This window comes from Chryseobacterium ginsenosidimutans (genome assembly GCF_039536845.1).
GTDB lineage: Bacteria > Bacteroidota > Bacteroidia > Flavobacteriales > Weeksellaceae > Chryseobacterium > Chryseobacterium ginsenosidimutans_B.
The window spans coordinates 522,784-536,949 of the sequence record NZ_BAAAZJ010000003.1 but is presented as its reverse complement, the minus strand read 5'-3'; the positions used below and the strand labels follow the sequence as shown (position 1 = coordinate 536,949).

Genomic DNA, 14,166 nt, shown 5'->3' with positions numbered 1-14,166 from the left:
AACTTTAATTAACTAATTTCGATAAATTCAGTCACTAATTTCACTGGTGTATTGTTTTTATCATAAGCGATATAACTTGCATAAAAACCTTCACCATATCCGGTTTCAAAGGCAAAAATAGTTCCAGGATGATCTTCTGACGGCTTTAAAAACGCATACTGATCTATTGCTCCGTTTTCATCAAAAAAATATTCATGAAAAAACTCTTCATAAATCCCCATGAAATCTACACCTTTGCTGCGATATAGTTTTTGTTCAAGTACATTCAGACTGCTTTGCGTGTCAACATCCATGAAACATCCCATCCCGCTTTCCACAGGATATCCGAAAACCTCTCCTTCTGCCAGATCTTTTATATTCTGACCTTCTGTTGTTGCCAATTCCCATTTTGAAATTTCGGCATTACTGAAAATAATTTCGGCATAAGCCACACAATTACTTTCTCTTTCTTTGTGTAATAAAACCGAAAAATCACCCTTCGGAAATTCGGCAGAAAAAGGTTTCATATCATTTGTAATCAACGGATCACAAGCGACCAATTTTCCACCGGAAAGATATATTTTTCCAACTTCGAAGCTTTCCAGCAACGGACTTTCGACGAAGTTTTTTGAGAATAGTTTTTTTATGTTTTCTATATGTGTCATTTCTTATTTAAAAATTGCTTCCAATATCAATCTTTGACTGATTTGGCAGTGTTCTATAAAAATTGCCGGAATATGAACAATTAAAGTTAATCTGATATTCCGACAATTCCAATTTATTTTATTTAATTATAAACTTTTCAGCTTTTCTTCTAAAATTGCAATTTTATCCTGAGCATCTTTTTGTTTTTTACGCTCACTTTCTACAACTTCAGGTTTTGCATTGGCAACAAACTTTTCGTTAGAAAGTTTTTTATCAACAGAAATTAAGAAGCCTTTTAAATATTTCAATTCCTCTTCTGTTTTAATTTTCTCCTCTCCTAAATCCAAGTTTTCACTCAAAGGAATTGAAACTTCTGTCGATCCAACCAAGAATGTAAAACTGGGTTTATCTGTTTTTGTTCCAAAATGAATTTCAGAAACGTTTGCTAATTTCTTAATAACAGACTCATTCGCAAATTCTGAAGCGTTGGTATAAATTTCGGCTGCTTCTTTTGGAGAAATCCCTTTTGTCTGGCGGTAATTTCTTACTCCTGAAATTAATTCCTGAGCCGTTTCAAATTTCTTAATGATATCTTCGTTAAAGTCTCCTGCTTTTTTCTGCTGAGCAATTACTAAAGCTTCGCTAATATTTCTTTCAGAGATCAAATGCCAAATTTCTTCTGATTGAAATGGCATAAACGGATGAACTAACTTCATCAATTCTTCGAAGAAATAAACCGTCTTTTCATAAACTTCTTTAGAAATACCTTCCCCATAATTTGGCTTGATCGTTTCCAAATACCAGCCGCAGAAATCATCCCAAATTAATTTATAAATTAAATGTAAAGCATCAGAAATTCTGAATTTTTCAAACTGATCATCAATTTCAACAATTGTTTTGTTCAATTTATTTTCAAACCATTCAATTGCCTGAGTTTCTGTTGAATTTGCAGGTTTATCTTCATGATTCCACATATTGATCAATCGGAATGCACTCCAGATCTTCGACATGAAATTTCTTCCCTGAAGCATCAAATCTTCATCAAAAAGAAGGTCATTTCCTGCTGCAGAACTTAATAAAATACCAACACGAACTCCATCTGCACCATATTTATCCATCAATTCCAAAGGATCTGGTGAATTTCCTAAAGATTTTGACATCTTTCTTCTCTGCTTATCTCTTACAATTCCTGTAAAATAAACATTTTTGAAAGGAACTTCTTTTCTGTATTCCAATCCGGCCATGATCATTCTCGCAACCCAGAAGAAAATAATATCCGGACCTGTTACCAAATCGGAAGTCGGATAATAATAATTGATATCTTTATTTTCAGGATCATTCAATCCATCAAAAACCGACATCGGCCACAACCAAGATGAGAACCAGGTATCAAGAGCGTCTTCGTCTTGTTTTAGGTTGTCAGTTGTCAGTTGCTGGTTGTTGGTTTTTTGTTTCGCAAGCTCTACTGCTTCTTCGATATTTTCTGCAACTACGAAATCATTTTCTCCGTCTCCATAATAAAATGCAGGAATTTGCTGCCCCCACCATAATTGACGGGAAATATTCCAGTCGCGGATGTTTTCCATCCAGTGTTTGTAGGTATTTTTAAACTTTTCAGGATAAAATTTAACCTTATCATCCATTACGACATCCAAAGCCGGCTTCGCAATTTCAGACATTTTCAGGAACCACTGAACAGAAACTTTAGGCTCAATAACTGCACCTGTTCTTTCTGAAGTTCCTACCTTATTTACGTAATCTTCTGCTTTTAACAAAAGACCTTTTTCTTCTAATTCTTTTGCGATCTGCTTTCTTACATCAAATCTGTTTTTTCCTGCATAATGTTGACCATAATCATTCAAATTACCATCATCGTCCAAAGAATCAATCATCTGAAGATTGTGTTTTTGTCCGATTTCATAGTCATTTACGTCGTGAGCAGGAGTAATTTTCAAAGCTCCTGTTCCGAACTCAATATCAACATAATCGTCTTCAATAATCGGAACTATCCTGTTTACGATCGGTACAATTACTTTTTTACCTTTCAGATGAGCATATCTCTCATCATTAGGATTGATACAAACTGCAGTATCCCCGAAAATTGTTTCAGGACGCGTTGTAGCAACCGAAAGGAATTCTTCTGTCCCTTCGATTTTATATTTTAGGAAATATAATTTTCCGTTTTGCTCTTTAAAAATAACTTCTTCATCAGAAATATTGGTTTTTGCTTCCGGATCCCAGTTTACCATTCTGTATCCTCTGTAGATCAAACCTTTATTATAAAGATCAACAAAACTTTTAATTACCTGCTGAGAAAGTGACTCCTCCATTGTGAAACGTGTTCTGTCCCAATCACAAGAACAACCTAGTTTTTTCAGCTGCTCAAGGATCGTTCCGCCGTATTTATCGGTCCATTCCCAAGCGTGTTTTAAAAACTCTTCTCTGGTAATATCAGACTTATTGACTCCTTCAGACTTCAGTTTAGCAACAACTTTCGCTTCAGTAGCAATTGAAGCGTGATCTGTTCCCGGAACCCAGCAAGCATTAAAGCCCTGCATTCTTGCACGACGGACCAGAACATCCTGAATGGTATTGTTAAGCATATGCCCCATATGTAAGATCCCCGTAACGTTTGGCGGAGGGATTACAACAGTGTAAGGCGGCTTATCATTCGGCTCTGAATGGAAATATTTATTTTCCAACCAGTAATTGTACCACTTTTGTTCTGTTTCCTGTGGATTGTACTTTTCTGAAATCTGCATAAATTCTGTTTCTTTAATTTACAATTTGCAAAAATAGTCTAAAGAAAAAAAATTTTAAGTATGAATTAAAATAATTTTTAACTTTGTTTCTCAAAATTTATCTAACAAACATATTAACATTCAAGAATATGAAAAAATTAATCGCAGGAATTGCGTTATTTGGGACATTTGCATTAGCATCTGCACAAACTATTACATTTGATAAAACTACTTTCGACTATGGTACCGTGAAACCAAGTTCTGACGGTATCAGATTCTTTACTGTAACGAATACAGGTGATAAGCCTCTAGTTCTTTCAAACGTAAAAGCATCTTGCGGATGTACAACTCCTGAATTCAGCACGGATCCTATTATGCCGGGAAAATCTGCTAAAATCAAAGTTGGATACAATACTGGTATCAACGGTGGATTCAACAAAATGATCGAAGTTTTTTCTAACGACCCTGCAAACAGCAGAAGCGTAATCTACATCAAAGGAAATGTAGATCCGAATGCTCCAGATCCAAAACCATTAACTCCAGAAGAGTTGAAAGCTAAAGCTAAAGCTGAGAAAGATGCTGCAAAAGCTGCCGCTAAAGCTGCAAAAAAGGCCGCTAAAACTGCTGCAAAATAGTAAATCTCTACTCAAAAATAAAGAAACCGTCTCTACCGAGACGGTTTCTTTATTACATTTATGTAAGTTTAGTTGATAGATGATGGTTTTTCATTGATGGATTATTACTAAACGCTTAACTTAGATACAATTTTAATTTTTAAATAATTATTAAAAAATGGACACCAATTTCTCAGATGACTTTTTAGTTAAAGGAAAATTTTCAATAAAAAAAACTTCAACAAAGTACGAAGGAAAGCTTACAAAAGAAGAAGGCACACAATTACTGATTCAGGAAAAAGAAAAACTTCGCGAGCTTCAGGAGAAATTGTATGCCGACGGAAGTAAATCTCTTCTCGTTGTACTTCAGGCAATGGATGCAGCAGGAAAAGACAGCTTAATTGAGCATGTTTTCGGAGGAGTAAATCCCCAAGGCTGTAATGTAACAAGTTTTAAAACGCCAAGCTCAAAGGAATATTCCCATGATTTTTTATGGAGAAATTATTTGGCTTTACCTCAAAAAGGAATGATTGGGATTTTTAATCGTTCTCATTATGAAAGTGTATTGGTCTGTAAAGTTCATCCTGAATATAATTTAAGTGAAAAAACCTGGAAATCCGTAAAAGATTTTGATAATAATTTTTGGGAAAACCGTTACGAAAGCATTAGAAACTTTGAAAAACACCTTTCTCAAAACGGAACAACCATTGTAAAAATATTTCTAAACGTTTCTAAAGATGAACAAAAGAAAAGGCTCATCGACAGAATCAACGAGCAGGAAAAAAACTGGAAATTTTCAGCAGCTGACCTTCCGGAAAGAGCTTTATTCGACAGATACATGGAATGTTACAAAACCGCTATTAACGAAACTTCGAAAGATAATGCACCTTGGTATGTACTTCCGGCTGATAATAAATGGTTTGCGAGAGTGGCGGCAATACAGATTATTATTGACACTTTAGAGAAAATGGATTTGAAATACCCTCAACTTTCCGAAAAAGACAGATTAGGTTTAGAGGAAGCAAAAAAACAGTTGGAAGGCGAATAGTACATGATAAAAGATGGGAGATGGAGGTTAAAATTGATACACTAAAAACTTCCTTCTTCCAGCTTTAAAAAGAACGAGAAAATCTATAAGCCGGATTTTGTACTTTAAAAAAGTGCCTGTTATTTATCTACGTTTTACATTGCTGCAAAACTTGAGCTGATTACCCCTCGGCTTTCAGAGCGAGCAACTCCTATTTTCATTTCTGAAAAGAACCGATATACTTATCATTGCACCACAAAGAGTTTACCTGGTTTCACTACAGCCGAACTGTACATACTTTCTGTTGCACTTGTCCTACCCTCACGGGTGACGGATGTTATCCGCTTTGATGCTCTATGGTGTCCGGACTTTCCTACCCTTACCGAAATAAGAATCAACAGGCCGATTTTCTCGTAGCTGCAAAGATACAATTTAATGTAACAATTTACTTATATAAACAGTCTCACAATATAAAATTACACTGTTTTTACGAATTGCCACATTGTTAGATTATTAAATTGTTAGATTGAGATTTTGTCGTTATCTTCGTGCAACTAAATTACACATTTACATTGGCTTCAAAGGAAAAAGAATTTGCGCAGCTCATTAAGGATAATCAGGGATTGATTATTAAGGTTTCGCGTCTTTATACCAATTCTTTGGAGGATGAGGAAGATCTTTTCCAGGAAATTGTCTTACAACTTTGGAGAAGTTACGACTCATTTAAAGGAAATTCTAAGATTTCTACCTGGATGTATCGTGTTGCCTTAAATACAGCCATTACCCTTTTCAGAAAAAAAAGCAAAAGCTTACCAACTAACGAGTTAGACATCAATCATGCAGATTTTATCGAAGATGATGACGAAAAACAGCAACAGGTATCACTTTTGTATACTGTAATAAAGACTCTTCCTAATGTGGAAAGAGCTATTGTAATGATGTATCTGGATGATTTGCCTTACAAGGATATTGCAGAAAACCTCGGGATTACTGAAGTAAATGCACGTGTGAAAATGAACAGATTAAAGAAAACCCTTAAAGAACAGATGGAAAAATATGCCTGAATTTGATTTAGACAGCCTTAAGAAAACGTGGCAGGAACAGCCTGTTCAAGAGAAATACGACAACTCTGAAATCCTTCAGATGCTGAACCGTAAATCGCGCAATTATGTGAAATATATTTTCTGGATCAGCGTTTTTGAGTTTTTCCTATTCTCGGTTATGGGTATATTTTATTTCTTTCAGGGTGAGGAAACAAATGGTTTTTTAAACTTTTTAGAGAAACTAGGAGCAAAAAAAACGCCTGAAGTTGAAAGCAATTTTGATACTATTTATTTGGTATTAAAAATATTAAGCCTCATTGTTACTGCTTATTTCGTTTATAAATTCTATCAAAACTACCGCAAAATAAGAATTGAAGAAAATCTTAAAGGTCTCATCACAAGAATCATCAAATTTAAAAAGACCGTTAATGCTTTTATCTTAATCAGCATACTTTTGCTCGTGGCATTCACCTCTATTTTTACTATTTTTATATTTTATGCTTTAAACTCTCAAAATATAGAACCCGAAAAATCGGCTCTTATTATCTTCGTTGTAGGAGTCATTCTCACCACAGGGCTTTCCGCTTTATTAATCTGGCTTTATTACAGATTGGTTTACGGAATTATTATGAGAAAACTAGACAAAAATCTGACCCAATTAAAAGAAATAGATTCTCAGGAAATTTAACATAAAAAGTATGAGTTTAAGATATATTTGTTAATTTTATTTAACCAAATCTTTCACTCTATGCATTTATCTTATGTTCATGGTGCTTCAGAAATTTCATTATTAGGACAAACTATCGGAAGCAACTTAAAACAAACCGTTGAAAAATTTCATAATCAGGAAGCATTAATCTGCGTACATCAAAATTACCGCGCCACTTATCAGGAATTTTATAATCAGACAACCGCTGTTGCAAAAGCCTTAATTTTCTTAGGTGTAAAAACCGGAGACCGTATCGGCATATGGTCGACAAACCGTTATGAATGGGTTCTGCTGCAATACGCGACTGCCAGAATCGGAGTTATTTTGGTTAACATAAATCCTGCTTACAGAACCAGTGAACTGATATTTGTGATCAATCAGTCAGAAATGTCACATATTTTTTCTGCACTGAATTTTAAATCAAGTGATTATAAAAATATGATCGCCGATGCAAGAGAATTCTGCACAACACTAAAATCTGAAATTTTCTTTGATGATAATTGGGAAGAATTTCTGAATAACGGTCAGGAAATTTCTGACGATACGTTACATATTTTTGAAGAGCACGTTCAATTTGATGACCCTGTAAATATTCAGTATACATCGGGAACGACAGGCTTTCCGAAGGGTGTCACGCTTTCTCATCATAATATTTTAAATAACGGATATTTTATCGGAATAAGATTAAAATATACTGAAAAAGACAGGGTTTGTATTCCTGTTCCTTTTTATCATTGCTTCGGAATGGTTATCGGAAATATTTGTTGTACTTCTCATGGCGCATGTATGGTCATTCCGAATGACAGTTTTGATCCTGATATTACACTAAAAGTTGTTTCTGATGAAAAATGCACTTCCTTATATGGAGTTCCTACCATGTTTATTGCTGAATTGGCGGTTAAAAATTTCGATACTTTTGATTTTTCAAGTTTAAGAACAGGCGTAATGGCTGGTTCTGTCTGCCCACCGGAAATTATGAAAAAGGTGGAAAGTCTGATGAATATTAAAGAAATGAGCATCTGCTATGGAATGACAGAAACTTCACCCGTTTCTACTCAAACTTTAATCGGAACACCATTTGAAAAACAGGTAAATACCGTTGGAACCGTTCAAAATCATTTGGAAATAAAAATTATTAACGAAAACGGAAAAATCGTCGAACGTGGTGAACATGGTGAACTCTGCACAAGAGGATATTCTGTCATGCTGAAATACTGGAATGATCCCGAAAATACCAAAAAAGTAATTGATGACGGACGATGGATGCACACTGGTGATTTAGCAATGATGGACGATGAAGGTTATATCACAATTTCCGGAAGGATAAAAGACCTGATTATACGTGGGGGTGAAAATATTTCTCCAAAAGAAATTGAAGACTTTTTATATACTTATCCAAACATTTTAGATGTTCAGATCATAGGTGTTCCGAGTGAAAAATTCGGTGAAGAAGTAATGGCTTGGATAAAAGTAAGAAAAGGCTTTGATGTAACACAAGAAGAGCTTTTAGACTATTGTAAAGGCAGAATTGCTCATTATAAAGTGCCGAAATATTGGAAGTTTGTAGACGAATTCCCAATGACGATTTCAGGAAAAATACGAAAGGTGGAAATGAGAGAAGTCTCAATGAAAGAACTTGGTTTAGAAAAAGTAAATCACTAATTTCAATATAACATCATAAAAAAAGCATTTCAAATTGAAATGCTTTTTTATTTTTTAAAGTTCTTTTCTTAATCTCGCAACAGGAATATTAAGCTGTTCACGATATTTTGCAATCGTTCTTCTCGCAATATTATATCCTTGTTCTTTTAAGATAACAACAAGAGCGTCGTCTGTTAATGGTTTTCTCTTATTTTCTTTACTAATCACTTCCTGAAGATGATTTTTAATTTCTTTTGTAGAAACCTCTTCGCCGTCGTCATTCGTTAAACTGTCAGAAAATAAATCTTTCAGATAAAGAATTCCGTTTGATGTATCTGCATATTTACTTTTTACAACCCTCGAAATCGTAGAAATATCAAAGCCCGTAATATCTGCAATATCCTTCAAAATCATTGGTCTCAGAGACTTTTCATCACCTGTAATAAAATATTCCTTCTGAAACTTTACAATAGCCGTAATGGTCTGCAATAAAGTATTCTGACGTTGATTAATGGCATCAATATACCATTTTGCAGCATCTAGTTTTTGTTTAATGAACAAAGCTGCCTGTTTGTGTTCAGAAGAATTTTTATCGTGAGAATACGTCGTTAAAATATCCTTATATTCTTCAGAAACTCTTAAAGTCGGTGCATTTTTACTATTCAACATCGGAATAACCATTCCGTCTTTTACCTGAATCACAAAATCGGGGATAATTTCCTGATTGATTGTAATGGTCTGAGTATCAAAATTCCCACCAACTTTTGGAGATAATTTTGAAATTTCATCTAATGCAGCTTTCAGATCTTCCTCTTCAATATCATACTTCTGAATGATTTTGTTATAATGCTTGTTCGTAAGAGCATCAAATTGATGTCTCAAAATATTTGCAGCCAGAGAAACCGCTTTATCAGAGCTTACTTTCTTTTCAATCTGCAACAAAAGACATTCCTGCAGACCTCTCGCTCCTACTCCGGGCGGATCAAGCTTCTGAACATAATTTTCAAGAATCTCTTCAATATTTTCTTTTGTTGTATAAATTCCTTGTGAGAACGCCAAATCATCAACAATAGATTTGATTTCTCTTCTTAAATATCCATCAGTATCAAGATTTCCTATAAGATATTCTGCAATTTTAATATCTTCTTTATTAATATTTGCAAGATGAATTTGCTCCAAAAGATAGTCATACAAAGACTGACCTTCCGTTAAAAGACTTTCATTATCGAATTCTTCGTCGTCCGAAGAGTAATTACTTGATGTAGTTTTATAGCTTGGCTCGTCGTCGTAAAGATATTGGTCAACATCAAAATCTGTTTCAATGCTTTCCGTACCTTCACTTTCATAAGTATCCTCTAGTGAAGCATAATCATCTTCCTTAGATTCTTCTTTTGCGATTTCCAATGCCGGATTCTCTTCTAACTCCCTCTCAAGTTCCTCTTCAAATTCCAAAGTGTGAAGCTGGATCAACTTCATCAACTGGATTTGCTGAGGAGCCAACTTCTGTCCTAATTTGAGTTGTAAGTGTTGTTTAAGCATATTATTAATTGGTGTTTAACATAACATATTCTACGAATTTAATAAATTATTTTGACAAAAAAACATTTTAGCACGATTTTTGTATTATACTTACCGACAATAATAAGCTATAAGAATAAACAAAAAAGCCTTAAATTTTACTTTAAGGCTTTTTTATATTTAAAACTCTGCGTTTTTCGGTGTTCTAGGGAAAGGAATCACATCTCTGATGTTGGTCATTCCTGTTACGAAAAGAACCAGTCTTTCCAATCCTAATCCAAATCCCGCGTGTGGTACGGAACCGAATTTTCTGGTATCAAGATACCACCAAAGCTCATGTTCATCTACATGCATTTCTGCCATTTTTTGTTTTAAAACATCTAATCTGGCCTCTCTTTCAGAACCTCCGATGATTTCACCAATTCCCGGGAAAAGTACATCCATTGCGGCAACGGTTTTATTGTCATCGTTCAGTTTCATGTAGAATGCCTTGATCTCTTTCGGATAATCAAATAAAACTACCGGACTTTCGAAATGTTTCTCAACCAAATATCTTTCGTGCTCAGATTGAAGATCAGTTCCCCAATTTTCAACCGGATACTGGAATTTCCCTTTTTTATTTTCTTTTGAGTTCATAAGGATCTCAATCGCTTCTGTATAGCTTACACGTTTGAAACGTTTAGCAATAACATTTTGAAGTTTTTCGATCAAACCTTCTTTTGCTCTGTCTTTTTCAGCTTTTGTTTTCTGCTCTTCTGCAAAACGTTTGTCTAAGAAATCAAGATCATCTTTACAGTTATCCAACACATACTGGATTACATATTTTAAGAAATCTTCTGCCAAATCGATGTTGTCTTCAAGGTTGTTGAAAGCAACTTCCGGCTCGATCATCCAGAATTCTGCCAAGTGACGCGTTGTGTTTGAGTTTTCAGCACGGAAAGTAGGTCCGAAAGTATAAATTCTTCCCAATCCCATTGCTGCAGTCTCGCCTTCAAGCTGTCCTGAAACGGTTAGGTTTGTTTTTTTACCGAAGAAATCCTGTGTAAAATCGATATCACCCTGCTCATCTCTTGGAATATTGTTTAAATCAAAGTTGGTTACGCCAAACATTTCTCCCGCTCCTTCTGCATCTGCCCCTGTAATTACAGGCGTGTTGATATAAAAAAATTGGTTTTGGTTAAAAAATGAATGCACTGCAAAGCTCACCGCATGACGTACTCTGAAAACAGCCCCAAATAAATTAGTTCTGAATCTTAAATGCGCCTGATCTCTCAATGTTTCCAATGAGTGTTTTTTAGGTTGAAGAATTGTTTTATCTCTTTCTTCTGTAAAATTGTCACCTAAAATAATGATCTTTTTAGCTACAATTTCCACTGTCTGTCCTGCTCCCTGGCTTTCTACAACTTCGCCGACAATTTTTAAAGATGCTGCTGTACTGATCTTACTGATAATTTCTTCGTCAAAATTTTCGAAATCAACAACTATCTGCAAATTATTAATTGTAGAACCATCATTAAGCGCAATAAAGCGATTTGAACGGAAAGCTCTTACCCAACCGTAAACAGTAATGTCATGATGTAATACCTTTTTGTAATCCTGTAGGATTTCCTTAATTGTCTGCTTTTTCATTTGTTGATTATAAATTTTTCTATAAAAATTAATGAGCGCAAAGGTACAAAAAAACAGCGCAATTTGATGATTACACTGCCTTTTTACAAAATCATTTATCAATTATTTAACTAAAAACTATGCGTTAAATATCATTTAATTAAAGAATATTGTCTTTTTTCTTTGCTTTCCATTCCTGATTTTCCAGGCGTGATAAGAACTTGGAACATCATATTGCCATTTTGGAAGCAATAAAATAATCAGAATAACGTCGATGTGAGAGATAAATCCTAATACAATTGTAAGGTAAAAAGCCCAGCCCGTTTCTTGAAATCCTATTAAATAAGTAAGCGCAATCAGTAAACTCAAGCCCCACATTTTTGACAAAAAAGCATGTGTACAAGTTTCTTTTCCGAATTTCAGGAAACTGACAAGATAACAAAGTGCTTCCATGATGAAGATCAAAAGAATTCCTTTCCATTCATTTTTTATTAATTCAGGATTGAGAAAATATGAAGCGAATCCTAATGACAGCCAGAAAATCAGATCTGTTTGACTGTCTAACCTTCTGAGTTTTTCTGAGGAAACTCCAACCTTTCTTGCGATAATTCCATCAAAAATATCTGTTAATAATCCAAAGTACATTAATATTAAAATCAAAAATCTAGATTCTTCCTCCTTAAAGTAAGCCAGTAACAGAATAATCGGAGCTAAAATAAATCTTACGGCAATTAAAATGTAAGGTATTGTTTTCATGATAGAAGTTTAAAATTACACTTCAAAATTATCTCCGCAAAACCCCAAATTAAATGTGAAAAAAAATTAAAATAAATCAGTACATTTGTGAAAATCACAAAAGCCATGCACCAGGAACGTTTATTGAAGGAACTCCGAAAAAAAATTGGTGATAAATCCTTGAATGACGAGATTGCCAATATTCTTACTATAAGCTATGATGCAGCGCACCGAAGAACCTCTTTGAAGGCAAAGTTCAGTTTTGAAGAAGCTTTGGAACTGGCAAAATATTACCAGATTTCTCTAGATCAATTTTTGACTTCTGATTATCAGATTTTAGCACAAAAAACTTCAGCTGTAACGCAAACCGAAGATTTACAGTCTTTTTTTCAAAATAACCTCAGCGTTTTTGAAAACCTGCCGCTTTCTGATGGGATCACGATTTATTATTCGGCGAAAGATATTCCATTTTTTTACACCCTTTCAGATACTTTGCTTTCCCGTTTCAAAATTTATGTCTGGATGAATTTGTTGAATGCGAAACAGGTTTTTATTCCTTTTCTTCAATTTTCGCCTCCTTATTTTGAAGCAAATACAAAAGAATTAAGAAAAAAATATGAGGAGCAAAATGTCGTAGAATTGTGGAATGACATGACAGTTTCAAGTATCTTACAACAGATTTCATTTTATTACGACACCGGGCTTTTACAAAAAAATGAAGCTAAAATAATTTTGAATGAGCTCAAAGAATTGATCGGATATATCGAGCAAAAAACTGAAAACAATCCAAAATTTCACTTGTATGAAAATGAATTGATGCATCTTTCCAATGACATCTTTTTTCATCATCCGAAACAGTCACTTTTTGCTTTGCCAACGAATATGTTCGGTTATATTTTGATTAATGATGCCAAAACCTGTAACGAAACATTGAATTATTTTGAACATCAGATCAAAAATTCAAAATCACTAAATACCTCCGGAAACCGTGACAGAAAAATATTTTTCAATAAAATGTACCAACAGATTGAAAATTTAAGCCAAAAACTATAATATGAAAAACCTTCGTAATGGTGAATTTTTCGGACAAACCAATAAAATCCTCAACTTCGACGGATTGACTATTACGGATACGGAATATACACATCCCTTCGTCGATTGGCATTACCATGAAAACCCTTATTTTACCTTTCTGCTACAGGGAAATATGAAAGAAGGCAATAAAAAAGAAATCTATGATTGCTCCGCCGGAACACTTCTTTATCATCATTGGGAAGACTCTCACTACAATATAAAACCGGATATTTTTACAAGAGGATTCCACATTGAAATTACAGAAAAATGGTTTGAAAAGCTTCAGCTCTCAAAAGACAATATTGAAGGAAGTTTCAATATTAAAAACCCAGATTTGAAATTATTGACTTACCAGATTTTTAAGGAAACAAAACTGAACGATGATTCTTTTGAATTGACTGTCAATCAATTATTATTAAACATTTTCAGTCAATTATCAGATCAAAAAGACAGTTCACAAAAAAAACCGACCTGGGTAAAACATATTGATGAAATTCTGCATGAAAATTTTACCGAAAAATTGAGCTTGACTGAACTTTCTCAAACATTGAATATTCATCCGATGCATTTGAGCAGAGATTTTCAGAAATATTTTCAATGCAATTTAGGAGAATATGTAAGAAAATTAAAGGTTGAAAAATCATTGAAAATCTTAAATGAATACGAATCTTTATCAGAAGTTGCCTTGGAATGCGGATTTTCAGACCAAAGTCATTTTATCCGTTGTTTTAAGGAAAATATCGGGATTACACCTTTGAAATACAGGAAGATTTTGAAGTAATATTTATTTTTGTTAACTGTGAAATCTGTGGGAAACTTCCAAACGTTAATT

General features: G+C 34.1%; 12 protein-coding genes and 1 other RNA gene. 7 read left to right on the top strand and 6 right to left on the bottom strand.

Translation table 11 applies throughout. The features are described 5' to 3' along the window. Nucleotides 1-8: 8 nt before the first annotated feature. Nucleotides 9-644: a DUF4241 domain-containing protein gene (locus ABD745_RS02505; RefSeq protein ID WP_344824673.1), complete on the bottom strand. Its 636-nt coding sequence runs from the start codon at nt 642-644 to the stop codon at nt 9-11. A gap of 126 nt (nt 645-770) precedes the next feature. Then, the gene (locus ABD745_RS02500; RefSeq protein ID WP_344824670.1) at nt 771-3,386 is read right to left on the bottom strand and encodes a valine--tRNA ligase; all 2,616 of its coding nucleotides are present in this window, start codon (nt 3,384-3,386) and stop codon (nt 771-773) included. 128 nt (nt 3,387-3,514) lie between these two features. Between ABD745_RS02500 and ABD745_RS02495 the strand changes: the two genes are divergently transcribed. Together ABD745_RS02495 and ABD745_RS02490 are read left to right on the top strand one after the other, a co-directional pair. Beyond that, nucleotides 3,515-4,000, top strand: coding sequence for a DUF1573 domain-containing protein (locus tag ABD745_RS02495; protein ID WP_047399669.1), 486 nt, complete (start codon nt 3,515-3,517; stop codon nt 3,998-4,000). A gap of 157 nt (nt 4,001-4,157) precedes the next feature. Next, nucleotides 4,158-5,027 (top strand): PPK2 family polyphosphate kinase, encoded by an 870-nt coding sequence (locus ABD745_RS02490; protein WP_344824665.1) that lies wholly within the window; start codon nt 4,158-4,160, stop codon nt 5,025-5,027. A 70-nt stretch (nt 5,028-5,097) separates the two neighbouring features. Here ABD745_RS02490 and rnpB read toward each other — a convergent pair. Continuing rightward, nucleotides 5,098-5,420, bottom strand: an RNA gene (rnpB, locus tag ABD745_RS02485) — RNase P RNA component class A. 158 nt (nt 5,421-5,578) lie between these two features. Here rnpB and ABD745_RS02480 point away from each other — a divergent pair. The 3 genes from ABD745_RS02480 to ABD745_RS02470 are packed head-to-tail and all read left to right on the top strand — an operon-like array spanning nt 5,579 to nt 8,420. Continuing rightward, a complete protein-coding gene (locus tag ABD745_RS02480; RefSeq protein ID WP_072954385.1) occupies nt 5,579-6,070 on the top strand; it encodes an RNA polymerase sigma factor in 492 nt (163 codons plus the stop codon). Next, entirely contained in the window at nt 6,063-6,737 is a 675-nt protein-coding gene (locus ABD745_RS02475; RefSeq protein ID WP_344824660.1) for a beta-carotene 15,15'-monooxygenase, read from the top strand. Before ABD745_RS02480 ends, ABD745_RS02475 begins: the two co-directional genes overlap by 8 nt. A gap of 60 nt (nt 6,738-6,797) precedes the next feature. Beyond that, a complete protein-coding gene (locus ABD745_RS02470) occupies nt 6,798-8,420 on the top strand; it encodes an AMP-binding protein (protein WP_344824657.1) in 1,623 nt (540 codons plus the stop codon). Nucleotides 8,421-8,474: 54 nt separating this feature from the next. On the opposite strand, the gene rpoN is transcribed toward ABD745_RS02470, so the two are convergent. The 3 genes from rpoN to ABD745_RS02455 all read right to left on the bottom strand — a co-directional run bounded on the left by rpoN (nt 8,475) and on the right by ABD745_RS02455 (nt 12,281). Beyond that, nucleotides 8,475-9,938, bottom strand: a complete 1,464-nt coding sequence (rpoN, locus tag ABD745_RS02465) for an RNA polymerase factor sigma-54 (RefSeq protein WP_344824654.1) — start codon at nt 9,936-9,938, stop codon at nt 8,475-8,477. A 159-nt stretch (nt 9,939-10,097) separates the two neighbouring features. Beyond that, entirely contained in the window at nt 10,098-11,546 is a 1,449-nt protein-coding gene (asnS, locus tag ABD745_RS02460; RefSeq protein WP_344824651.1) for an asparagine--tRNA ligase, read from the bottom strand. 135 nt (nt 11,547-11,681) lie between these two features. Then, nucleotides 11,682-12,281 (bottom strand): CDP-alcohol phosphatidyltransferase family protein, encoded by a 600-nt coding sequence (locus ABD745_RS02455; RefSeq protein ID WP_344824648.1) that lies wholly within the window; start codon nt 12,279-12,281, stop codon nt 11,682-11,684. Between the two features lie 87 nt (nt 12,282-12,368). Here ABD745_RS02455 and ABD745_RS02450 point away from each other — a divergent pair, with 87 nt between their 5' ends. After that, complete coding sequence (locus tag ABD745_RS02450) at nt 12,369-13,313, top strand: helix-turn-helix domain-containing protein (RefSeq protein ID WP_344824645.1); 945 nt, start codon at nt 12,369-12,371, stop codon at nt 13,311-13,313. A 1-nt stretch (nt 13,314) separates the two neighbouring features. After that, nucleotides 13,315-14,115 (top strand): helix-turn-helix domain-containing protein, encoded by an 801-nt coding sequence (locus tag ABD745_RS02445; RefSeq protein WP_344824642.1) that lies wholly within the window; start codon nt 13,315-13,317, stop codon nt 14,113-14,115. Nucleotides 14,116-14,166: the final 51 nt, after the last annotated feature.